Raw genomic sequence first — 21,850 nt, forward strand, 5'->3', positions numbered from 1 at the left:
TTTTCGAGTACCACAAGACCATGCCGCACTTCACACCCTTCAAGCAGGGCAGTACGCCGCTCCTGGCCAATGATCCGAATGTGCGCTTTTTCCACAGCATCGTCCATGAAGCATAAGCCCACCTTGACTGTTGTACTTGTTCGTCAGTCAATATTGTTTTTCGTATCGAGACGAACCGAGAGTTATTGACAAACAGCCCTCTGCATTACAAATAATGAAAAACATTCTCATCTGAGTGATGCAAGGGTAACTGTTGTGTCGAACACTACCGATCCCAATGCCATTCTGGCGACCCTCTATCGAGAAAATCATCGTTGGCTGCGTGGCTGGCTGAACCGGCAACTGCAATGTCCGCAAGATGCCGCAGACCTTACTCAGGATACTTTTCTGCGTGCCCTGTACTCCCGGCAGTTGGAAGAGATTCAGGAGCCAAGGGCCTTTCTTGGAACGCTGGCTCGGCGACTGTTGTGCAATTTCTGGCGGCGCCGCCAGTTGGAACGCAGTTATCTGGAAGCCCTCGTTCTGCTGCCAGATAACTGCGTTCCATCCGAAGAAGACATTGCGCTAGTCCGCGAAGCCATCGAGGCCATCGACCAGTTGCTAGACGGCCTGCCACGGCGCGCCCGTCGGGCCTTTCTGCTCAATCGGCTGGATGGCCTGACGCAGCCGGAAATCGCGGCCCGACTCGGTATTTCGTTGGCCACGGTCGAACGTGATTTACGCCGTGCTTACCTGCATTGTTTAACCTACCCTGAACAACCATGAACCGAACCGAACCGGATGGCCCGACCCAAGCCGCAGTCGACTGGGTGATCCGTCTCGACCCCTCTCGGTCGACCCAAGCCGACCGGCAAGCGTTTACGGCCTGGTTGGCCGCTGATCCATGCCACGAAGCGGCTTGGCAACGGGTCAGCGGCTTGCTGCAACAGCCCTTCAGCGATCTGCAAAACGCCGAGACACGCCATCCTGGTCAACTGACAGCGGCCCGCCGAGCGTTGAATACCCCGGCCTCGCCACAGCGGCGTCGGCTACTCGGCGGACTATCCATGCTGGCGCTCGGGCTGGGCGGCACCGCGGCAGTCAATCGCATTATGCCCTTGAACGGCCTGCTGGCGGACCACCATACCGCAACCGGAACCCGCAAGACGGTGACCTTGGCCGACGGTAGCCGGCTGATCCTCAATGCGCGCAGCGCGGCAGACATACATTTCGACAACGTACGCCGGTTGGTGCAGCTGTACGACGGCGAACTCTTGGTGCAGGTCGCCGCCGATCCGTTACGGCCCTTCTTAGTGATTACCGATCATGGTCAGGTCCGTGCACTGGGTACACAGTTTCTGGTTCGCCGAGACAGTGATCGCAGCCTGGTCAGCGTGCTGGAGCATGAAGTACAGCTGGAAAACGAGGCCGGTCGCCAAGCTCGCCTGCAAAGTGGTCAGGCCGTCTGGTTCGACAATCAGGGATTTCAACCCGCGATGAATGGCCTGCAGACCCGCGCCAGCTGGGCCAACGGCTACCTCGAAGTCCAAGATGAACCGCTGGGCAATCTGATCGAAGCGTTGCGTCCCTACTATCTAGGGCTGCTCCGGATCAGTCCGGCAGCGGCGCAGATTCGCACGTTCGGCATCTTCCAGCTCGACGATATTCAGCAAACCTTATGTTCTTTGGCCGAAACACTGCCAGTACGGGTGAGCAGTTACGGGCCGCTGTTGACGATGATCGAACAAGCCTGACCCAAGCAACATTAACGCTCGCGCGACAAGTTCGCTCCACGCCATTACTCCGTGCCGCCATCATCGCTTCACTGGAAAGTACCCTATCCGTCAGCGTGAGCCACCGTACCGATTGTTGAATCAGCATAAAACCTCGAACTGAGGGATAACATTGCATCCGCAAAACAAAATAATAATTTTTTGCAAAAGCATTGAGGGGATTCATGTGCCTCGGGTGACTTGCTTCAAAGAAGTCACCGTTAACCACGAGGAACCATCATGCCCCACTCCAGCCTGCGTCTCGGCTCCCTGGCACTGGCCGTTGCCATTGCGATGGGCGGACTGGCGTTCTCGGCACACGCCCAGGAAGGCGAACAAACGGCCCGCACCGCCGCACAAAAATTCACCATCCCAGCCGGCCCGCTGGGTGAAACGCTGGGACGCATCGCACGGGAAAGCGGACGCAACTTGTCGGTCGATCCAGCGCTACTGCAAGGGCGACGCGCACCGGCCATTCGCGGTCAGTTCTCCCCCGAAGAAGCCGTCCGGCAAGCCTTGGCCGGCAGTGGTCTGGAATTGTTCGTTACCGGCAGTGGCACCCTGAGCGTGCAGCCCGTGAACAACAGTGGCGTCATAGACCTGGAAGCCATCTCGGTGGCAGAAACCGAGCCAGAGCTGGGCAATATGACCGAAGGTACTGGCACCTATACCCTTGGTTCGAGCAACACCGCCACCAAGATGGATTTGTCGCTGCGGCACACGCCACAGACCATCACCGTGATCAGCCATGACCAGCTCGATGACTTCAAGCTCGACACTGTCAACGACGCCTTGTCCGCGGCCACTGGCGTCAATGTGCAGCGCGTCGAAACCAATCGCACCTACTTCACCGCTCGCGGTTTTGACATCTCCAACTTCCAGATCGATGGTCTAGGTCAGCCGTTTTCCACGGGTGAGCAGATGGGCGATCTCGACACCTCGTTCTACGACCATATCGAAGTGCTTAAAGGTGCCAACGGATTGACTGCCAACCCCGGTAATCCGGCCGCGACCATCAACTTCGTGCGCAAGCGGCCAACCGCTGACTTCCATGCCGTGACCAGTGTGGGCTATGGCTCTTGGAACAATCGCCGCACCGATATCGACTTTTCTGGCGCCCTGAACTCATCCGGTACGATCCGTGGACGATTGGTCGGTTCCGCCCAGAAAGGCGACTCCTACCTGGACCGCTATAACCAGGAAAAGTACAGCTTCTACGGCATCGCTGAAGCGGATCTTGGGAGCAACAACGTCGTCAGCCTTGGCCATACCGAACAGATCAACCGCCCCAATAACACCATGTGGGGCGCCCTGCCGCTCTATTACAGCGACGGATCGAAAATACACTACAGCCGCTCGGATACGGCCGCGCCCAACTGGAGCTACTGGAATACCACCGATCGGCGAACCTTCCTTGAGTTGCACAGCGATTTGGGCCACGACTGGAAAAGCGAGTTGTCACTGAATTTCCGGGATATCAGCGGTCGTTATAAGCAGCTATCGGTTAGCGGCGTACCAGACAAAGAAACTGGCTTAGGGGTTACCGGCTATGCCTCCAGCTACCGCAGCAACGAGCGACAAATCCACTTCGACTTTTACGCCAAAGGTCCTTTCGAGCTACTTGGCCGGACCCACCAGTTGATGTTCGGAGCCAGTTGGTCACGCCTGCGCGACCACATCGATTCCTACGATGAGTCCTATGCCGATGGCGGTGGTGCCTTGCCCTCGGTCCGAAGGCTCTGGGCAACCTTTCCTGAGCCCGCCTTCGACAATGGCCGAACCGGCTTTGCCAATTTCACCAACCACCGCCGGACGCTATACGCCGCACTCAATCTCAGCCTGACCGACAAACTGAACGTCATCGCCGGGATCAATCACGCCCAGATCAAGAGTGGTGGCGTGCAATATGCGGCCTCCCACGACTATCGCTATACCCGTAATACCACCTACTTCGGAGCAACCTACGACCTGACCGACAATCTTTCTGCCTACGCCAGCTATACGGAAATCTTCAACCCGCAGAACGAAATCACCCAAGACCGCAATCTGGTTGGCGCCGTACAGGGGCGCAGCACCGAGGCTGGTATCAAAGGGGAATGGTTCAACAAACGCCTGAATGCCAGCCTGTCCATCTACCGTACCGTCCAGAACAACCTGGCGCAGTACGCAGGTTTCGATAACACCTCCGGCTTTTCCTATTATGAAGGCGTGAATAACCGCGCACGCGGCTTCGAGGCCGATATTTCCGGCCAGCTTATGCCCGGCTGGGAAATCAACGCAGGCTACAGCCACCTCTTCACGCTGGAAGATGACGAAGGGCACCGGGCCAGAACCTTCGTGCCGAAAACCAACCTGTATATGGCCACCTCAGCGCGAATGCCGTTTCTGCCCGCCCTCAAGCTCGGTGCCAACGTGACCTGGCAAAGCAATATCTACCGTGACGAAGGCGAAACCTCCACCGGCCAGGACATCATCATCCGCCAAGGCTCTTATGCCATCACCAACCTCATGGGGCGTTACGATATCACCAAGAACCTGAATATCGCCATGAATGTGAATAACCTGTTCGATAAGAAGTATCTGACCAGTTTGTATTGGAATCAGTCTTATTACGGTGCGCCACGCAATGCCATGGTTACCTTAGAGTGGAAGAATTAGTTACTCAATATTAAATAACCATCAATAAAAACTTATAGAAGGAGAATTAATTCACCAGTACTCCAATTAATTAATTCGCTGCATTAAAAAATCTTGAATACCTACTCACCCGATATAGCGCTGTATATCCGGGCCAGGGTTTCTATCGACTTTGTTTTTTGCACAACAAGTACGGAGAAGGTACATGACGCTGAACACTACTGCGGAACAACCACTGGATTTCCTGGCCATTGGCCTGGGTCCGCACAACCTCAGTCTGGCCTGCATGACCGAACCGTTGCATGAGGTTCGTTGCCTGTTTCTGGAGAAACGCCCGGAATTCGCCTGGCACGCCGATCTGCTAATCGATGGAACGACGCTGCAGAATCCTTTTCTGGCTGATCTGGTCTCCATGGCCGATCCGACCAGCCCCTACAGCTATCTGAACTACTGCAAGAAACAGGGACGTTTGTACAATTATTACATTCGGGAAAACTTTTATTTAAGCCGTAAGGAATACGATGCCTATTGCAAATGGGCATCCCAGCAACTGAGCAACATTCGATTCAGTCATGATGTTCGGGAAATCTGGTATGACGAGGCCGGAGAACTGTATGTCGTATCTGGACTGGATATTCAGTCACAACGCAGTTTTCAGTTCAAAGCGCGCAAGTTGGTTATTGGCATTGGTAACTCACCGTATATTCCGGCGTTATGCAAAATCGATAACTCCGGTCGATTAATTCATTCTTCGCAATATTTACGCAATAAACAAAAATTACAGGCCGGGAAGAGTATTACGCTGGTCGGCAGTGGGCAGAGTGGCGCGGAAATCTATTACGATCTGCTGCAAGACATCGGCAAATACGATTACCAGTTGAACTGGGTCACCCGCTCACCCCGCTTCTTCCAGATGGAGACGGCCAAGCTCACGCTGGAAATCATTACGCCGGAGTACATCGACCACTTCTTCAGCCTGGAAGAGTCGGTCAAACAGCGAGTAATTCATAACCAGAAAAGCATTTACAACGGCATCAATCAGCACCTCATCAACCAGATTTATGAGTACCTGGATGAATACCGGGATGTCGTGCAGGCCAAAACGCGCCTGTTGGCCAACCTATCGCTCAGCCAGTGCACATTCAGCCAGGAACGGCAGGCCTTCGACCTGCAATTTGAGCACCGCGAAGTGGACGCCTGCTATCAGCACAGCACGGACAGCCTGATTCTGGCGACCGGCTACGAATACCAGGTGCCCGACTTCATCGAAGGCATTCGGGACCGACTGCGCTGGGATGAGCAGGGCCGCTACGATCAAGCTCGCAATTACTCCGTGGATCACGCGGGCAATCAAGTGTTCATTCAGAACGCCGGCTTTCACAGCCATGGGCTGACCAATCCTGACTTGGGTCTGGCTTGCCACCAGAACGGCTATCTGCTGCGGGAAATCACCGGGCACGAGTATTACCCGCTCGAAGACAAAACCACCTTTCAGGATTTTCTGCCGCCTGCCGACAGCGCTTTCGTGCGGCTGGAACAGCGTGAGCGCGCATGAGTCTGCGTACCGCCATTGTGCTGATGTCGGCACTCGGCGTACTCAGCGATGCGATTCTCATCGCCTTCTATCCGCAGTTTTTCGAAACACGCTATGGCTTGACCGATCCCGAGTTGGTGGGTGCGTACATCGCGGCTATTTCCATCGCGGTCATGGTGACCCTACCGTTGTGGGCGCGCGTCGCCCGGTATGTGGAAACCCTGCACCTGCTGGTGTTCACCCAATGTCTGGCGGGTGTGCTCTGCCTGGCCAGCATCAGCGCGGCTACCAGCACGACGTATTGGATGCTGTCGCTGCTGATGTTCATGTGCAAGAGCAGCTACCTGCTGATGTTTCCTTACCTGATGCGCCATCTGCCCGCTGCGGCCCATGGCTTGACCATCGGTTTGCTGTCGGTGGTCATTCACTTGGGCAACATCTTCGGTGCCACGCTGGGCGGCTGGCTGCTACAGGACACCGGCCCGGACGCCTGCCTGTGGCTGATGGCAGCCGGAGATTTCGGCCAGATGCTGATCTGTCTGTATTTGATTGCCAGCGGTCGGGTGATTCGTGATCTCGGCCAAACGGCAACGCCGCCAGCACAGGGTACAGCGCGGCCATCTTCCGCCTTGCTGAAACTGAGCGTCCTGATGCTGCTGTTCGACTTCAGCGTTTATCTGGTTCGACCGTTCTTCACGATCTACTGGGAAACCCTGACCGATAGCGATCAATTGGTGACCGGGCTGGTTTTTGCCATTCCTGGGCTGGTCGCGCTGCTGGCGTTACTGGTGAAACAGCAGGCCGGGCGATACAGCTGGCAGGTGCCGGATCGGCTGAGCATCAACCTGCTGCTCGGGCTACTTGGCATGCTGCTGCAAGCTTCGCCGGTATTGCCATTGATTCTGTTGGGGCGCTGCCTGTACGGCTGGAGCATGTTCCAGATCATCGTAAAACTCGAAGTCACGCTGTTTCGGATCAGCACCCCAGCCGATTACGCCCGTGATTTCAGCATCACCAATTTTTTCCAGAACCTTGGCGTTCTGCTGTCGTCGTTCATCGCCGGCCAACTGGCCAGCCACGTTCCCCTGTTCGCGATCTTTCTCATCGCCGCCCTCGGCCTGCTGGTCACGCTGCTGTTTGATCGCGGCTACTGCGACGTGGAAAGACAACACGCCCCTTCGCACCCTTCAGAGTCCGGAGAGTTGAATCATGTCCACTGATACTGCCCGCCCGTATCTGCCCTTGATGGCACTCAATCCGCGGTTGGGCCTGCGCACCCTGGATATCGATAACGATATCGACCTGCTGCACTCCTGGTTCGTCATGGAGTATGCCTATTTCTGGAACATGCAGCACTACAGCCTGGAGCAGACCCGGGCGTTCTACAAAGACCTGCTGAACAGCGGCCATGGCAACGTCTTTCTCGGTCTGTACGACAACGAACCGGCCTTTGTCGTGGAGTGCTATGACCCGCATTTCGATCCAGTCGGCAATCACTACGCGGTTCAGCCGGGTGACATCGGCATGCACTTTTTTGTCGGGCCGCCCAGCCGGCCGATCCGCCATTTCACCCGTGATGTGCTGCGTACCATCATGGCGTTTCTGTTCTTCGAGCTAGGGGCTACACGGGTCGTGGTCGAGCCGGATGTGCGCAACGAGAAGATCCACCGGCTGAATCAAGCGGTCGGTTTCGTCCGGGACAAGGACATTCAGCTACCTACCAAGACCGCCCAACTCGCTTTCTGTACCCGCTCGGCCTTCGAACACTCGCTGCTGCAAGAGGATTGATTATGAACGCTGCCTACTTTTCTCCGCTGACCCAAACTGTCGAGCATCTGGAACCACACATCTGGCGCAAGGTAAACCGCCTACTGGTACGCAAGGCACTGGTGGAATACGCCCATGAACAGATCATCCGCTTCGAGCAGACTGGCAGCCGACCGGATGGCTGGCTCACCTACCATCTGGCGGCCGACCGGCAGGCTTGCCACTACAGCTTCAGTGCTATGCCCATGGCTCTGCGCCACTGGTGGATTGACCCGGCATCCATCGTGCGTCATCAGGATGGCCAGCCAACGGAATTGGATGCACTGACCTTCATTCTCGATTTCAAGGACACGCTGGCGATTCCTGCGGACAAACTGCCGATCTATCTGGACGAGATCAGCAGCACCCTGTTCGGCGCGGCCTATAAACACACCCGCGAAGCTCTCAGTAGCGCCGAACTGGCCGATGCCGACTTTCAGGTACTGGAAGCGGCGATGATCGAAGGGCACCCGAATTTCGTCGCCAACAACGGCCGGATCGGCTTCGATAGCAGCGATTATCACCGCTACGCCCCGGAAACCAGCTCCCGCTTCGAGATCGTCTGGATCGCCGTTCACTGTAGCAACGCGCATTTCGCGGCGATTCCCGGACTGGATTATCGAACGCTACTGGAACAAGAACTGGGCAAGGCAACCCTCAACCATTTCGATGACTGCCTGCGCCAGCGCGAACTGACGCCGGACGACTACCTGTTCATGCCGGTCCATCCCTGGCAGTGGTCGAACAAAATCAGCATTCTGTTCGCCTCTGACCTGGCCAACCAACTGATTGTGCCACTGGAAACCAGCCAGGATCTCTACAGCGCCCAGCAGTCTCTGCGCACCTTCTACAACCGCAGCAGCCCGCATAAGTGCTATGTGAAAACCTCGCTGTCGATCCTCAATATGGGCTTCATGCGCGGTCTGTCGCCCTATTACATGGCCGGAACGCCCGCGATCAATGCCTTCCTCAACGAGCTGCTCTCCAACGACCGCACCTTGGTGGATGAATACCGTTTCTCGATCCTGCAAGAAGTGGCCTCCATCGGTTATCACAACCGCTACTACGAAGCAGCGATCAGCCAAGACAATCCGATCAAGAAAATGCTCTCGGCACTCTGGCGGGAAAGCCCGCAAAGCCGCCTGCATGGCAACGAACGGCTGATGACCATGGCCGCTCTGCTGCATGTCGATCCGCAGGGGCAGGCGCTCTTGCCAGAGTTGATCCGCCGTTCAGGACTGACCGCCAACGCCTGGCTGAAACAATATCTGCACGCCTTCCTCGAACCCGTGGTGCATTGCTTCTATGCCTATGATCTGGTGTTCATGCCGCATGGTGAGAATCTAATTCTGGTGCTCGATGGCCATGTGCCAGTTCGCGTACTGATGAAAGACATCGCCGAAGAAACCGCCATTCTGGATGAGCAGGCTCAGCTACCGGAAGGCATCGCGCGGCTGGCGGTCAGCGTGCCGGAAGACTTCCGCATCCTCGGCATCTTCATCGACATTTTCGATGGCGTATTCCGCCATATGAGCCAATTGCTGATGGAGCACGACGTGCTCCACGAGAACGACTTCTGGCAACAGGTGGCTGAAAACATCGCCGCCTATCAGGCGCAGCACCCTGAACTGGCCGAGAAATTCGCCCGTGACGACTTTTTCGCGCCGACCTTCCAGCATTCCTGCCTGAACCGCCTGCAACTGAAGAACAACTTGCAGATGGTCGATCTGGCCGACCCGGCCTCCAGCCTGATCCTTGCCGAACCGCTGGCCAATCCGGTCGCGCCGTTTCGCCCAGGCAACCGGGCCTGAGCGCTCTCGTCATCGTCCATCTTTTTTCCGAGGGATTCATATGTTCAGCGTGCAACGAAAACCGCAACTGGTCGAAGGCTTCCCCCAGCTACCGATCGAGAACTACTGCGACCCGGATATCTATGCCTTGGAGCTGGAGCGGATTTTTCGCAACAGTCCTATCTACGTTGGCCACTCGATGATGGTTCCCCAGCCCGGCGATTGGCGCGGACTGGCCCATGAAGAGCAAGCGCGCATTCTGGTACACAACGCCACCGGTATCGAACTGCTCTCCAACATCTGCCGACACCGGCAAGCGCTGATGCTCGGCGACTTCAGCAACGGCAGCCCCGGCGAATGCCGTGGCACCCTGGCTGGCGCCGGTAACCGCATCACCTGTCCCTTGCATGCCTGGGTTTACAACAACCGTGGAAAGCTGGTTAGCGCCCCGAAGTTTCCAGTCCACCCTTGCCAGAATCTGGAGCGTTTTCCCATCAGCAATGTCGGTGGGTTTCTTTTCGAAGGGCCACATCATGCACGAGCCGAGCTGGAAAACCTGTTGGCCGCGCCAGAATGCGACTTCAGCGGCTATGCCTTGGATCACGTCGAGCTACACGACTGTGCCTGCAACTGGAAAACCTTCATTGAGATCTACAACGACGATTACCACATTGCTGCCTTTCACCCAGGACTCAAGCGTTACGTCTGCAGCGATGATCTGAGTTGGGAGTACGGCCGCGCCTTCAACGTACAGCGCATCAGCGCCAGCTCGAACCTGCATCAGTCCGGCACGGAAACCTATCGCCAATGGCAGGAGCAGTTACTGGATTATCTGGGTAAACCACCGGATTTCGGAGCGGTCTGGGCGACCTATTACCCCACCCTGATGATCGAAGTCTTTCCCCAAGCGCTGGTGCTATCCACGGTTTATCCGCTGGCCATCGATCGCACCATGAACGTTGTGGAGTTCTATTACCCACAAGAGCTGCTGCGCACGCATCCGGGACTGGCTGCCGCCCACCGCGCGGCCTACATGGAAACCGCTTACGAGGACGACGAAATCGCCGAACGTACCGACGCGGGCCGTCGAGCGCTGTATCGGCGTGGCGTCACTGACATTGGCCCGTATCAAGCGCCACTGGAAGACGGCATGCGGCATTTCCATACCTGGTATCGCTCGGTGATGAGCTAACTGCCTATCGGTCAGGGCAAGACCGACACGTTTTGCCCTGACTCGCTCGACTTGCCGCCCTGGCAGGTGGCGTATCAGTAGACCCGACGTTGGATCGAGGCCGGCGTTTTCGAGGAACTGCTGCATGATGTGCGCGAGTTGATCCGGGTGGCCGACAAGCGCCATGTCCAGCCCAGTACCGTGATCCTCGACAACCATACCCAGCAGTCGACCCCGGAAAGCGGCGCACGGACCGGCTATGACGGGACCAAACGCCGCAAGGGCTCGAAGGTGCACATGGCCGTCTGCTCCTGGCGGTTGGGGATGTTTTCCCGCCGTGGCTACAGAAAGCACTGGCACGCAATGAAACAGCGGCTGGATTCGCTGTGAACCAAATCGGTTGTTCAGTCCTCAGCCATTCGCTCTTTCCAGGTATTCCTCATGTCCGGCACGCTTGAGCAGATGCTTGCATTGTTCGGACAGGTGAATGACTCGCAGGTGCTTGCCGGCCTTTTCGTAGCGTTCCCGCAGGGTCTTCAGAGCCATGATGGCCGAATAGTCAGTAAAGCGCAGATGAGCACAATCGAGGGTGACCTGTTCGGGATCTTCGTTCGGGTCGAACTGAACGAGAAAGTGGGTCGTGGACGCAAAGAACAGCGTACCGCGTGGATAGTAAATCTTGCGGCCGTTGCCATCGGTTTCGCTGTCGGCTCGCATGTCATGGGCGTGCTGCCAGGCGAAGTTCAGCGCAGCGATGATCACGCCGCAGAGTACCGCGGTGGCCAGATCGGTGAAGACCGTGATCAGGGTCACGGTGAAGATCACCAGCACATCGGCCTTCGGCACTTTGCTGATGACCCGCAGCGAGGCCCAGGCGAAGGTTTCCTCGGCAACCACGAACATGACGCCGACCAAGGCAGCCAGCGGAATGCGCTCGATCAATGGCGACAGGAACAGAATGAACAGCAGAATCATCACGCCGCTGGTTACGCCGGAGATCCGGGTGCGACCGCCCGAGGTGAGATTGATCATGGTCTGGCCGATCATGGCGCAGCCGCCCATACCTCCGAATAGACCAGAGACCACATTGGCGAAACCCAGGGCGATGCATTCGCGGTTGGGTTTACCAGGGGTTTCGGTGATTTCGTCGGTCAAGTTGAGGGTCAGCAGGGTTTCCAGCAAACCGACCATGGCCATCAGGAAGGCATAAGGGAAAATGATTTCAAGGGTTTTCCAGGTCCAGGGAATCTCTGGCAACGTGAAGCTGGGCAGGCTGCCGGCAATGTCAGCCATGTCGCCCAGCGTGCGGGTCGGCAGATCCAGCAGGTGGCTGAGCAGGCCGACACTGATGATCGCCACCAACGCTGGTGGCACGGCACGAGTCAGGCGCGGCAGCAGATAGACGATGCTCATGGTGAGCGCCACCAGACCCAGCATGATCCAGAGTTCAGTGCCGTTCAGCCATTGCAGGCCATTGGGACCTTCTTCCTTGAAATGCTCCAGTTGTGCCAGAGCGATGATGATCGCCAGTCCATTGACGAAGCCCAGCATCACCGGGTGCGGCACCATGCGGATCAGTTTGCCCAGTCGCAGGGCACCGAATAACACCATCAGCAGACCGCCAAGCACCACAGTGGCCAACAGATATTGCACGCCGTGCTCCACGACCAGCGCGACGATCACCACTGCCATGGAACCGGCTGCTCCGGAAATCATGCCGGGCCGGCCGCCGAACAGGGCGGTGAGCGTGCAGATGATGAACGCGCCGTACAGTCCCATCAGTGGATTGAGCTGGGCGACTAAGGCGAAGGCGATACATTCGGGAACCAGCGCGAAGGAAGAGGTCAGGCCGGCCAGTATGTTGTCACGTAAGTGGAGTGTGCTCATGCAAATCCTGTCGATACTACTGGACATGTCCGGCCGGAATGTCTCGGGCATAGAGCCGGATAGGGCGTGGCAGAGTGCCGAAAGGTGAGAATCTTACAAAATAATTCGAAAGCTTTTGCTGTTTCGTGACGATGAGTTACGCATGGGATTGGCGTATCCATAGGAGCGCTGCCGACATTATCGGCAAAAGGAGTTGCTTGATATTGGCCAGCCCCTGGTCTGCTGGCCAGGGGCTTTGCCGGTAGTACTGCACAAAAGGGTAGTAGCGAGCCGGCCTCGGCTATATGACGAACAGTGTTCGGGCTCGAATGGCTGTTGTCAAAATGGACAGGACATTCGAGTGTCTATTTGGGGTTACCAGTCAAAGGCAGCTTCTAGCCGCCTCACTCCACCGTCACCGATTTCGCCAGGTTGCGCGGCTGGTCCACGTCCGTGCCCTTGAATACGGCGACGTGGTAGGACAGCAGTTGCAGGGGGATGGTGTAGAGGATCGGCGCCAGGGCATCGATGATGTGCGGCATGTTCACCAGGCGGGTGCCTTCGCCGTTCTCGATGCCGGCGCGGCCGTCGGCGAAGACGATCAGTTCGCCGCCGCGCGCGCGGACTTCCTGCAGGTTCGATTTCAGCTTTTCCACCAGTTCGTTGCTTGGCGCCACGGTGACCACTGGCATGTCGCTGTCCACCAGCGCCAGCGGGCCATGCTTGAGCTCGCCGGCCGGGTAGGCTTCGGCGTGGATATAGGAAATTTCCTTGAGCTTCAGCGCGCCTTCCATCGCTACCGGATACTGGGCGCCACGCCCCAGGAACAGGGTATTGTTCTTGTCGGCGAAGTATTCGGCGAGCTGTTCTATCGCGGCGTTGACCGCCAGCGCTTCGCCAAGCCTTGCCGGCAGTCGGCGCAGTTCCTCGACCAATTGTCGTTCCTTGTCCACGGCCAGCGAACCGCGCACCTGGCCGAGTGCCAGGGTCAGCAGCATCAGCGCCACCAATTGCGTGGTGAAGGCCTTGGTCGAAGCCACACCGATTTCTGGCCCGGCCAGAGTCAGCAGGGTCAGGTCGGATTCGCGCACCAGCGAGCTGATGGCCACATTGCAGATCGCCAGGCTGGCCAGATAGCCCATGTTCCGGGCATTGCGCAGTGCCGCCAGGGTATCGGCGGTTTCGCCGGACTGGGAAATGGTCACGAACAGCGAGTCCGGCTGCACCATCACCTTGCGGTAGCGGAACTCGCTGGCCACCTCGACCTGGCAGGGAATGCCGGCCAGTTCCTCCAGCCAGTAACGGGCGATCATGCCGGCATGGAAACTGGTGCCACAGGCGACGATCTGGATGTTCTTCACCTTGGCGAACAGCTCGGCAGCCTGCGGGCCGAACGCCTCGACCATGACCTGGCCATCGCCAAGCCGGCCTTCGAGGGTGCGTTGTACCACCTTGGGTTGCTCGTGGATCTCTTTGAGCATGAAGTGGCGGTATTCACCCTTGTCCGCGGCTTCCGCGCCTTCGTGGTATTGCACGTTTTCACGCTGTACGAGCTGGCCGGATATATCCCAGATGCGCACGCTGTCGCGCTTGATTTCAGCAATATCGCCTTCCTCCAGGTAGACGAAGCGGTCGGTGACCTGCCGTAGCGCCAACTGGTCGGAAGCCAGGAAATTCTCACCGAGCCCCAGGCCGATCACCAGCGGGCTGCCGCAGCGTGCCGCCAGCAGACGATCCGGGAAGCGGCTGCAGATCACGGCCAGGCCATAGCTGCCATGCAATTCCTTGACGGTCGCCTTGAGAGCGTCGCTCAGATCGCTACAGGATTCGAGCTTGTGGTGCAGCAGATGGACGATGACTTCGGTATCGGTATCCGACAGGAATTCGTAGCCCAGCTCCTTGAGCTGGCGGCGCAAGGCTTCGTGGTTTTCGATGATGCCGTTGTGTGCCACCGCCACGTCGCCGGAAAAGTGCGGGTGCGCGTTGCGTTCGCAAGGCACGCCGTGGGTTGCCCAGCGGGTATGAGCGATACCCAGCCGGCCGGTCGGCACCGTCTCGCGCTGAGCCTGCTCCAGTTCGGCGACCTTGCCGACGCGGCGCAGCCGTTGCAGCTGGCCGGCGCTGTCCACCAGCGCCAGCCCGGCACTGTCATAGCCGCGATATTCCAGGCGTTTCAGACCTTCGAGAAGAATCGGGCTGATATTGCGTTCGGCGATGGCGCCAACGATGCCGCACATGGCAAATCTCCTATGTCGCTTGAGCGACGGTCGCACAGATCAGTCGCACGCCGCGCGCTTGAATACTGGCGCGTGCGGCGGCCGGCAGGCGGTCGTCGGTGATCAGGGTATGAATGGCGCTCCAGGGGAGCTCCAGGTTGGGGATGCGGCGGCCGATCTTGTCTGCCTCGACCATGACGATCACTTCGCGCGCCACCTCGGCCATCACGCGGGACAGGCTGAGCAGCTCGTTGAAAGAGGTAGTGCCGCGTTCGAGATCGATGCCGTCGGCGCCGATGAACAGTTGGTCGAAGTCGTAGGAACGCAACACCTGTTCGGCGACCTGGCCCTGGAAGGATTCGGAATGCGGGTCCCAGGTGCCACCGGTCATCAGTAGTACCGGTTCGTGCTCCAGCTCGCGCAAGGCATTGGCCACGTTGAGCGAGTTGGTCATCACGACCAGGCCAGGCTTGCTGCCCAGCCCGGCGATCATCGCTGCCGTGGTGCTGCCGCTGTCGATGATGATTCGCGCATGCTCGCCGATCAGCCCGACCGCCGCGCGTGCGATGGCCTGTTTGCAGGGCGATATCGGCGGGATGTCTTCGCCGGTCAGCTCCTGTGGCATCGGCACTGCTCCACCGTAGCGGCGCAACAGCAGGCCATCGCTTTCCAGGGCGGCGAGGTCTTTGCGGATGGTGACTTCCGACGTCGAAAACGCCCTGGCCAAGGCTTCCACGCTGACTTCGCCTTGCGCGTTGAGCTGGGTCAGGATGGCGTGGCGGCGTTGTGGGGTGTTGCGTTTCGACATATAAAGGTTTCGATTCGAAATATATATGTATCGAATCAAAGCTTTTTATGCATTGAAAGTCAAGTTTCCGCTTGAGGTAAAGGCGAGGCCAAGGCTCCACAACCATCGGGAGCCATGCCGCTACGCAAGCTGGTTCGCAGGAAAATACGATGAATCTAAAAAAAGCGGCGGGTTTTTCCTGCTCGTTCGTCTTTATGGGTAAGCGCAGTGAATCGAAACACGGCAGCTAGTCGGTCGGAGTACTCGATGCCCGGCTCAAGCGCGATTTTATCCAGGGGGCAAGCATCGGCAGCAGGCTGACGAAGATGACGGCGAAAATCACGATGTGGAAGTTCGTCTTCACAAAAGGCAGGTTGCCGAAGAAGTGCCCGGCGAGGATGAAGGTGAACACCCAGGCAAAGGCGCCAATGATGTTGTAGCCGATGAACTTCTTGTAGCTCATGCTGCCGATTCCCGCGACGAAAGGCGCAAATGTCCGCACGATAGGCGCGAAGCGGGCGGCGATGATCGTGAAGCTGCCCCATTTCTCATAGAAGGCGTTCGTCTGCTCCAGGTATTGCGGGCGGAAGATTCGGGAGTTGCGGTCGAACACCTTCGGTCCGAGGTATTTCCCGATGTGGTAATTGCTGGCATCGCCAAGGATGGCGGCCAGGGTCAGGCTCGATAGCAGGATGGCCAGGCTGAGCCCGTCATCGACGGTCGTCAGGGCGCCCAGGGCGAAGAGCAGAGAATCTCCCGGCAGGAAGGGCGTCACCACCAGGCCTGTTTCGCAGAAGATGATCAGAAACATCAGGGCATAAATCCAGGGGCCCCAGATCGCCATCCATTCGACCAGATGCTGGTCGAGATGAAGAATGATATCTATCAGGTCTGTCATACATTTTCCCTTGCAAGATGGAAGAGCACTCCACTGTAACGGCAGCCACCAAGGTACTGCATTGCAACTGGAGATAATTCGGTAAATGACAGCCTTCGACTCATATCAGCCCTGAAGTAGTTCCCTCTGAAACAAATTCGTTGATCGTTAGGGTCTGTTGCCGATCCGCTATGGCGTGTCCTGTGCGGCCGTGTCAGGTGTTGATTCTGCCGTGGTGTCGGCCTTGGATTTGGTCTTTTCCCCGGTTTTGCCTTTCCCGGCCTTGGCCGCGCTGCGCCATAGCTCGGCCCAGTGCGCGACCAGTGCCTTGGGTTTCTCGCTGTAGAGGCGGTCGCCCAGTTCGAGCGCCTTGGCGTACAGGTCATTACGGCGTGCGGTGATGCCCGTTGCGATGCTGCGCCGCGTGTTCGTGGCACCGAACAGGGCTGGCTGGTCACGCAGCAGGGCCTGCATCACGGCCAGGTCGTGATCGTCGCCCAGCCAGTCGGACAGGGTTTCCAGCTGGCTGGCGCGCTCTTTGAACAGCTCCGGGCTGGCTTGCTGTAGCAGGCGGGTCTGATACCAGTGATCCTTCACCCGCTTGCGCCATTCATGCAGGATTTCATCGCTTGGCTGGTGCGCGACATTCTTCAGGGCGCGGCGGCCATCCTGGTAGGTGCGGTGCACGCCCGTTTCGAACAGGGCGAAACCCTTGCCTTTCAGCGACAGCCGACTGATGTCGTCACGGGCATGCTGGAGTGTTTCCAGCAGTTCCGTGTGGGACTGCGCAGCGTTCGAGGATTGTGGGACTCGCTCGGCCAGCCGGTCGCGGACCCGCTTCATGGTGGCCGAGCCGAACCGCCGGCGATCATGCTCGGCCAGGCCATCCCAGCTTTCCAGCAGCGCGGCTGCGTCGCGTTGTTCCGACAGATGCCGGCCCAGGTCGCGTAACTGGCGGTTTTCCCGGTCGAACTGCCGGCGACCCAGCGGTTTGCGCACCAGGCGCAGCAGAGCGCGGGTTTCCTTCAGGCGCTTGCGGGCACCGTGAACGCCTTCGGCCGAGCCTTCTTCCAGCGCCTGGGCGGCCTTGAGCAGGCGTTCGCCGGCGAGACGCACGACTTCCTTGTCGGTTTTTTTGCACGCATGGATTTGCAACGACATGAGGATTCCTCGGCGGCCATGGTTGTTTGGGGCGCGAAGATAGCCTTCGCCCGGAGTGGAAACCAGATGCCTCGATCAATATTCATGAAAGCTTCATGAAATTGTAGTCATTGGTTGTTCCGACGGTCGGTCATGATCGGCTGGCCGGGTGTCGGCCAGCCGACAGACGGAATGATGGAGCTTGGCTACAGTCGGGCAGCGACACTACCTGGAAAGGAGAATCGCCATGTCCCAAGGTTGCGGCTGTAAGAAAACCACGGATCGCTATGTGAGCTTCGACGGCATCGACTGTGATGGCAATGCCCGCCAGATCATGGCCTGCATCGACCGGCACCTGGCCATTCCCGGCCGCAACAATGTGTTCTGGGACTATTTCGCGAAGAAACGCACCGGCGGTTCGGGCCCCAGGCCCGATGATCTTTTCCTGATCCATTCCTACGTCAATCAGGTGCGCGAGCTGTTCGAAACCTGGGACGACCAGGATGCGCTGGTATTGCTGGAACAGTTGGAAGAGGAATGCTGCTGAGGCATTTCACCATCCCCATGGCCCCCTTTGAGAGGCAGTTCAGGGCGAGCGTCTTGTCCTGCCTCCTTTTTTTTCTGGCCAGCGAAGCTGCATCGCTCTGAGTGCTGGTGCAAGGCTGGTGATCTTTTCCGCTGGCCCCTGTCGATTCGCGGCGCTGCGAACTACAATTATCCGACTCTGTGTTCAGGCCTTCGACCCTTGGTCGTAGTGCCTTTCATTTCGCTTTTCTTGCAGGACAACCCTTTGATTTCTACCGCCAACATCACCATGCAGTTCGGCGCCAAGCCGCTGTTCGAGAACGTTTCCGTCAAATTCGGCAATGGCAACCGCTACGGTCTCATCGGCGCCAACGGTTGCGGCAAATCCACGTTCATGAAAATCCTCGGCGGCGAACTCGAGCCGTCCGCCGGCCAGGTGATGCTCGAACCCAACGTGCGCCTGGGCAAGTTGCGCCAGGATCAGTTCGCCTACGAGGATTTCACCGTTATCGACACGGTGATCATGGGGCACACCGAGCTCTGGACGGTAAAGGCCGAGCGTGACCGCATCTACTCGCTGCCGGAAATGAGCGAAGCAGACGGCATGAAAGTCGCGGAACTGGAAGTCGAGTTCGCCGAATATGACGGCTACACCGCCGAATCCCGTGCCGGCGAGCTACTGCTCGGCCTCGGCATCCCGCTGGACCAGCATTTCGGTCCGATGAGCGCCGTGGCGCCCGGCTGGAAATTGCGCGTGTTGCTGGCCCAGGCGCTGTTTTCCGATCCCGAGGTGCTGCTGCTGGACGAGCCGACCAACCATCTGGACATCAACACCATTCGCTGGCTGGAAGGCGTGCTCACGGCGCGCAACTCCACCATGATCATCATTTCCCACGACCGCCACTTCCTGAACAGCGTCTGTACGCACATGGCGGACCTGGATTACGGCGAGCTGCGCCTGTTCCCCGGTAACTACGACGAGTACATGACGGCCGCGACCCAGGCCCGCGAGCGCCTGCTGGCGGACAATGCCAAGAAGAAAGCGCAGATCGCCGAGCTGCAAACCTTCGTCAGCCGCTTCTCGGCCAACGCCTCCAAGGCCAAGCAGGCCACTTCGCGGGCCAAGCAGATCGACAAGATCCAACTCGACGAGGTGAAACCATCCAGCCGCGTCAGCCCCTTCATCCGCTTCGAACAGACCAAGAAGCTGCACCGCCAGGCGGTCACCCTGGAAAAAATCAGCCAGGGTTATGACGGCGTGCCGCTGTTCAAGAACCTTGGCCTGCAGATCGAAGCCGGCGAGCGAGTAGCCATCATCGGGCCCAACGGCATCGGCAAATCGACGCTGTTGCGCACCTTGGTCGGAGAAATGCCGCCGCTGGGCGGCGAGTTGAAGTGGACCGAAAGTGCCGAAGTCGGCTATTTCGCCCAGGATCATGCCCATGACTTCGAGCAGGACATGACCCTGTTCGACTGGATGGGGCAGTGGACCCAGGGCGGCGAGCAACTGGTGCGCGGTACGCTGGGGCGCATGCTGTTCTCCAATGACGAGATCCAGAAGTCAGTCAAGGTGATTTCCGGTGGCGAACAGGGCCGCATGCTGTTTGGCAAGCTGATTCTCGCCAAACCCAACGTGCTGGTGATGGACGAGCCGACCAACCACCTGGACATGGAATCCATCGAGGCGCTGAACCTGGCGCTGGAAAACTATCCGGGCACGCTGATCTTCGTCAGCCACGACCGCGAGTTCGTCAGCTCCCTGGCTACCCGCATCATCGAGTTGACTGAAAACGGCGTGACCGATTTCAGCGGCAGCTATAACGATTATCTGCGCAGCCAGGGCGTGATGGTTTAACGCGTGCTTCAAGCCACGTCCACGTCCGCCGGCATCGCCTTGATTCGCTCCACTGCTTTCTCATACACGCTGGCATGCCAATAGCCGCGTAGAAACAGCAGGTACGGGCCTTTCCAGCCCTGTGCCCGCAGTTGCCAGGCGATCAGAATGTTCATGATGCCGTGGCCCATCAGCAGGACGGACTCGTGCGCCTCGGCCAGTTCGATCAGGCGAGCGGCGGCCAGTTTGGCGCGCTTGCTCGATTCGAGGATGGATTCGGTGTGGCTGGAAAAGCCGCAGAACCAGGCGAGCCGGAGCGCGAAGCGCCAGAATGGGACGGGTAGCCTGGGGAACGGTGCATCGAACCATGGCTGGTGTGCTTCAGTGAAGATATCCTCGCTCAGGCGCGGGCGGTCGCGGTTCAAGTATTGCAGTGACTGCACGCAACGCGACTGGGAACTGCTGACCAGTTGGCCCACGTCTTCCGCCAGTTTGGTGAGCTTGGCGGGAACATCGTCCGGCTGCGGTACCACATCCGCCTGATTGTAGTGCTCGACCCAGATTTTCATCTGGCTGGGGGTACACCAGTCCGTGGCGTGGTGGTCGGGCTTGCCATGGCGCACTAGGATGATCTGCATGAATAGGAAGTCTCCGCTTGATGAAGGGAAGATGACCGTTCGACTGGCCGGCGAAAAACGAATTCCGCACGGTCTCATTGTCAGCCGGGGCGCGGGTACCGGCAGGGAGTGTGGGTGATGATCGCCAGAACCACCAGAATGCTGCTGCGCCCTCTCTCTCAGGATGACTTGCCGCAGTTGGCGTCGATCCTCGGCGACCCACAGGTCATGCATTATTCAGTGCGCGGCCCGTTCGACAGGCTGGCGACGCGCCGTTTCATCGATTGGTGCCGATACGTCTACCAGACTCGTGGCATCGGTCCCTGGGCGCTGATCGACAAGCGCTCGGCGGCGCTCATCGGCTACTGCGGGGTTGGTCCTGATCCGGTGGATGGCTGCGAGGAAATCAATCTGGGATACCGCTTGGCGCGGCGCTTCTGGGGCATGGGACTGGCCACCGAAGCGGTGACCTGCGTGCTGCAACACGGCTTCGCGCAGCCTGGTATCGATTCGATCATCGCGATCATTGCGCCGACCCATCTTGCCTCGCAGCGGGTTGCCGAAAAAGCCGGCTTTAATGTGTTCCAGCGCACATTTTTCCATGGTCTGCCCGTGCGCCTGTATAGAATGACGCACGAAGAGTGGCGCACGCAGTATGCGCCCGAAAGTGGAGTCAGCCGTTCGTGCAGTTCGTTGAAGTCGTTGATGCGGTAAAGCCGTTTTTGTCGTGGCCGCTGGCCCTGGGTGGCTTGGGAGCGGTCGTCCTGGGACTGACAGTCAAAACCTTCCGGACGCCGAAATTGCCTTACCGGCGGCGAGAGGCACTATTCACGCCGGCCGAAAAGCGCTTCCTGAAGGCCATCGACGGTGCCATTGGCGACGATTTCCATCTGTTTGGCAAGGTACGCATCGCCGATGTCATCGAGGTCAGCCCCATGCGCAACGGGCGCGACTGGTGGCGCGCCTTCACCCGTATCAGCTCCAAGCACTTGGATTATGTGATCTGCGATCGCAACAGCTTGGTGGTGCTGTGTGCCATCGAACTGGACGACAGTTCCCATGCGCGTCCTGACCGCCAGGAGCGGGATGTCTTCGTCGATGCGGTGTGCCGGGCCGCAGGCGTGCCATTGCTGCGTTTCGTGAATAAAGCCTCGTATTCCGTGCCGGAGGTGCGCAGCCGCATCCTGCAGGCGATCCGGGATCAGAAAACCAATGTCGAGCGGCCTGCACCACGGCGCAAAAAGGCAGCCCGGCCTGCCGCGTCCAAGCGTCGGTAGAGGCCGTACGATAGCCATGCTG

At 58.4% G+C, this 21,850-nt stretch carries 18 protein-coding genes and 1 pseudogene; 13 read left to right on the forward strand and 6 right to left on the reverse strand.

Translation table 11 applies throughout. The annotated features are described in order from the left end of the window. Nucleotides 1-255 precede the first annotated feature (255 nt). From FHR87_RS07115 to FHR87_RS19150, 9 genes and pseudogenes are all read left to right on the forward strand, one after another. Nucleotides 256-765: a sigma-70 family RNA polymerase sigma factor gene (locus FHR87_RS07115; protein WP_183166027.1), complete on the forward strand. Its 510-nt coding sequence runs from the start codon at nucleotides 256-258 to the stop codon at nucleotides 763-765. Further along, on the forward strand, nucleotides 762-1,733 hold the full coding sequence (locus FHR87_RS07120) for a FecR family protein (RefSeq protein ID WP_183166028.1): 972 nt from the start codon (nucleotides 762-764) through the stop codon (nucleotides 1,731-1,733). The genes FHR87_RS07115 and FHR87_RS07120 overlap by 4 nt, the downstream gene beginning before the upstream one ends. Before the next feature lie 258 nt (nucleotides 1,734-1,991). Continuing rightward, nucleotides 1,992-4,409 carry a TonB-dependent siderophore receptor gene (locus tag FHR87_RS07125; RefSeq protein ID WP_183166029.1) on the forward strand — a complete coding sequence of 806 codons (2,418 nt, stop codon included), beginning with the start codon at nucleotides 1,992-1,994 and terminating at the stop codon, nucleotides 4,407-4,409. Between the two features lie 184 nt (nucleotides 4,410-4,593). Beyond that, the gene (locus FHR87_RS07130; RefSeq protein ID WP_183166030.1) at nucleotides 4,594-5,943 is read left to right on the forward strand and encodes a lysine N(6)-hydroxylase/L-ornithine N(5)-oxygenase family protein; all 1,350 of its coding nucleotides are present in this window, start codon (nucleotides 4,594-4,596) and stop codon (nucleotides 5,941-5,943) included. Next, nucleotides 5,940-7,142, forward strand: a complete 1,203-nt coding sequence (locus FHR87_RS07135; protein ID WP_183166031.1) for an MFS transporter — start codon at nucleotides 5,940-5,942, stop codon at nucleotides 7,140-7,142. Before FHR87_RS07130 ends, FHR87_RS07135 begins: the two co-directional genes overlap by 4 nt. Next, a complete protein-coding gene (locus FHR87_RS07140; RefSeq protein ID WP_183166032.1) occupies nucleotides 7,132-7,710 on the forward strand; it encodes a GNAT family N-acetyltransferase in 579 nt (192 codons plus the stop codon). Before FHR87_RS07135 ends, FHR87_RS07140 begins: the two co-directional genes overlap by 11 nt. A gap of 2 nt (nucleotides 7,711-7,712) precedes the next feature. Next, a complete protein-coding gene (locus FHR87_RS07145; RefSeq protein ID WP_183166033.1) occupies nucleotides 7,713-9,539 on the forward strand; it encodes an IucA/IucC family protein in 1,827 nt (608 codons plus the stop codon). 40 nt (nucleotides 9,540-9,579) lie between these two features. After that, nucleotides 9,580-10,710, forward strand: a complete 1,131-nt coding sequence (locus tag FHR87_RS07150; RefSeq protein ID WP_183166034.1) for an aromatic ring-hydroxylating oxygenase subunit alpha — start codon at nucleotides 9,580-9,582, stop codon at nucleotides 10,708-10,710. Nucleotides 10,711-10,758: 48 nt separating this feature from the next. Beyond that, nucleotides 10,759-10,995 (forward strand): annotated as a pseudogene (locus FHR87_RS19150) (IS5/IS1182 family transposase); the annotation flags it as partial. A gap of 105 nt (nucleotides 10,996-11,100) precedes the next feature. Here FHR87_RS19150 and FHR87_RS07160 read toward each other — a convergent pair. From FHR87_RS07160 to FHR87_RS07180, 5 genes are all read right to left on the reverse strand, one after another. Beyond that, the gene (locus tag FHR87_RS07160) at nucleotides 11,101-12,576 is read right to left on the reverse strand and encodes a SulP family inorganic anion transporter (RefSeq protein WP_183166036.1); all 1,476 of its coding nucleotides are present in this window, start codon (nucleotides 12,574-12,576) and stop codon (nucleotides 11,101-11,103) included. 383 nt (nucleotides 12,577-12,959) lie between these two features. After that, nucleotides 12,960-14,792, reverse strand: coding sequence for a glutamine--fructose-6-phosphate transaminase (isomerizing) (glmS, locus tag FHR87_RS07165; RefSeq protein WP_183166037.1), 1,833 nt, complete (start codon nucleotides 14,790-14,792; stop codon nucleotides 12,960-12,962). 10 nt (nucleotides 14,793-14,802) lie between these two features. Continuing rightward, nucleotides 14,803-15,579: a DeoR/GlpR family DNA-binding transcription regulator gene (locus FHR87_RS07170; protein ID WP_183166038.1), complete on the reverse strand. Its 777-nt coding sequence runs from the start codon at nucleotides 15,577-15,579 to the stop codon at nucleotides 14,803-14,805. Nucleotides 15,580-15,805: 226 nt separating this feature from the next. Continuing rightward, entirely contained in the window at nucleotides 15,806-16,456 is a 651-nt protein-coding gene (locus tag FHR87_RS07175; RefSeq protein WP_183166039.1) for a DedA family protein, read from the reverse strand. A gap of 168 nt (nucleotides 16,457-16,624) precedes the next feature. Then, the gene (locus tag FHR87_RS07180) at nucleotides 16,625-17,596 is read right to left on the reverse strand and encodes a CHAD domain-containing protein (RefSeq protein WP_183166040.1); all 972 of its coding nucleotides are present in this window, start codon (nucleotides 17,594-17,596) and stop codon (nucleotides 16,625-16,627) included. A gap of 226 nt (nucleotides 17,597-17,822) precedes the next feature. On the opposite strand from FHR87_RS07180, the gene cowN reads away from it, so the two are divergent. Then, a complete protein-coding gene (gene cowN / locus FHR87_RS07185; protein ID WP_183166041.1) occupies nucleotides 17,823-18,122 on the forward strand; it encodes a N(2)-fixation sustaining protein CowN in 300 nt (99 codons plus the stop codon). A 243-nt stretch (nucleotides 18,123-18,365) separates the two neighbouring features. Continuing rightward, nucleotides 18,366-19,955, forward strand: coding sequence for an ABC-F family ATPase (locus FHR87_RS07190; protein WP_183166042.1), 1,590 nt, complete (start codon nucleotides 18,366-18,368; stop codon nucleotides 19,953-19,955). 8 nt (nucleotides 19,956-19,963) lie between these two features. Here FHR87_RS07190 and FHR87_RS07195 read toward each other — a convergent pair whose 3' ends face one another. Continuing rightward, nucleotides 19,964-20,572, reverse strand: a complete 609-nt coding sequence (locus FHR87_RS07195; protein WP_183166043.1) for a phosphoglycerate mutase family protein — start codon at nucleotides 20,570-20,572, stop codon at nucleotides 19,964-19,966. Nucleotides 20,573-20,689: 117 nt separating this feature from the next. Between FHR87_RS07195 and FHR87_RS07200 the strand changes: the two genes are divergently transcribed. Further along, a complete protein-coding gene (locus FHR87_RS07200; protein ID WP_246335822.1) occupies nucleotides 20,690-21,265 on the forward strand; it encodes a GNAT family N-acetyltransferase in 576 nt (191 codons plus the stop codon). Next, nucleotides 21,235-21,828, forward strand: a complete 594-nt coding sequence (locus FHR87_RS07205) for a DUF2726 domain-containing protein (protein ID WP_183166044.1) — start codon at nucleotides 21,235-21,237, stop codon at nucleotides 21,826-21,828. The genes FHR87_RS07200 and FHR87_RS07205 overlap by 31 nt, the downstream gene beginning before the upstream one ends. The last annotated feature ends 22 nt before the right edge of the window (nucleotides 21,829-21,850 follow it).

It is taken from the genome of Azomonas macrocytogenes (assembly GCF_014191985.1).
GTDB classification, from domain to species: domain Bacteria; phylum Pseudomonadota; class Gammaproteobacteria; order Pseudomonadales; family Pseudomonadaceae; genus Azomonas; species Azomonas macrocytogenes.

Excerpts from the sequence above, each read along its gene's own strand:
- FHR87_RS07120 (WP_183166028.1), top strand. The coding sequence starts at position 762 with ATGAACCGAACCGAACCGGATGGCCCGACCCAAGCCGCAGTCGACTGG.
- FHR87_RS07125 (WP_183166029.1), top strand. The coding sequence starts at position 1,992 with ATGCCCCACTCCAGCCTGCGTCTCGGCTCCCTGGCACTGGCCGTTGCC.
- FHR87_RS07130 (WP_183166030.1), top strand. The coding sequence starts at position 4,594 with ATGACGCTGAACACTACTGCGGAACAACCACTGGATTTCCTGGCCATT.
- FHR87_RS07135 (WP_183166031.1), top strand. The coding sequence starts at position 5,940 with ATGAGTCTGCGTACCGCCATTGTGCTGATGTCGGCACTCGGCGTACTC.
- FHR87_RS07140 (WP_183166032.1), top strand. The coding sequence starts at position 7,132 with ATGTCCACTGATACTGCCCGCCCGTATCTGCCCTTGATGGCACTCAAT.
- FHR87_RS07145 (WP_183166033.1), top strand. The coding sequence starts at position 7,713 with ATGAACGCTGCCTACTTTTCTCCGCTGACCCAAACTGTCGAGCATCTG.
- FHR87_RS07150 (WP_183166034.1), top strand. The coding sequence starts at position 9,580 with ATGTTCAGCGTGCAACGAAAACCGCAACTGGTCGAAGGCTTCCCCCAG.
- FHR87_RS07160 (WP_183166036.1), bottom strand. The coding sequence starts at position 12,576 with ATGAGCACACTCCACTTACGTGACAACATACTGGCCGGCCTGACCTCT.
- glmS (WP_183166037.1), bottom strand. The coding sequence starts at position 14,792 with ATGTGCGGCATCGTTGGCGCCATCGCCGAACGCAATATCAGCCCGATT.
- FHR87_RS07170 (WP_183166038.1), bottom strand. The coding sequence starts at position 15,579 with ATGTCGAAACGCAACACCCCACAACGCCGCCACGCCATCCTGACCCAG.
- FHR87_RS07175 (WP_183166039.1), bottom strand. The coding sequence starts at position 16,456 with ATGACAGACCTGATAGATATCATTCTTCATCTCGACCAGCATCTGGTC.
- FHR87_RS07180 (WP_183166040.1), bottom strand. The coding sequence starts at position 17,596 with ATGTCGTTGCAAATCCATGCGTGCAAAAAAACCGACAAGGAAGTCGTG.
- cowN (WP_183166041.1), top strand. The coding sequence starts at position 17,823 with ATGTCCCAAGGTTGCGGCTGTAAGAAAACCACGGATCGCTATGTGAGC.
- FHR87_RS07195 (WP_183166043.1), bottom strand. The coding sequence starts at position 20,572 with ATGCAGATCATCCTAGTGCGCCATGGCAAGCCCGACCACCACGCCACG.
- FHR87_RS07200 (WP_246335822.1), top strand. The coding sequence starts at position 20,690 with ATGATCGCCAGAACCACCAGAATGCTGCTGCGCCCTCTCTCTCAGGAT.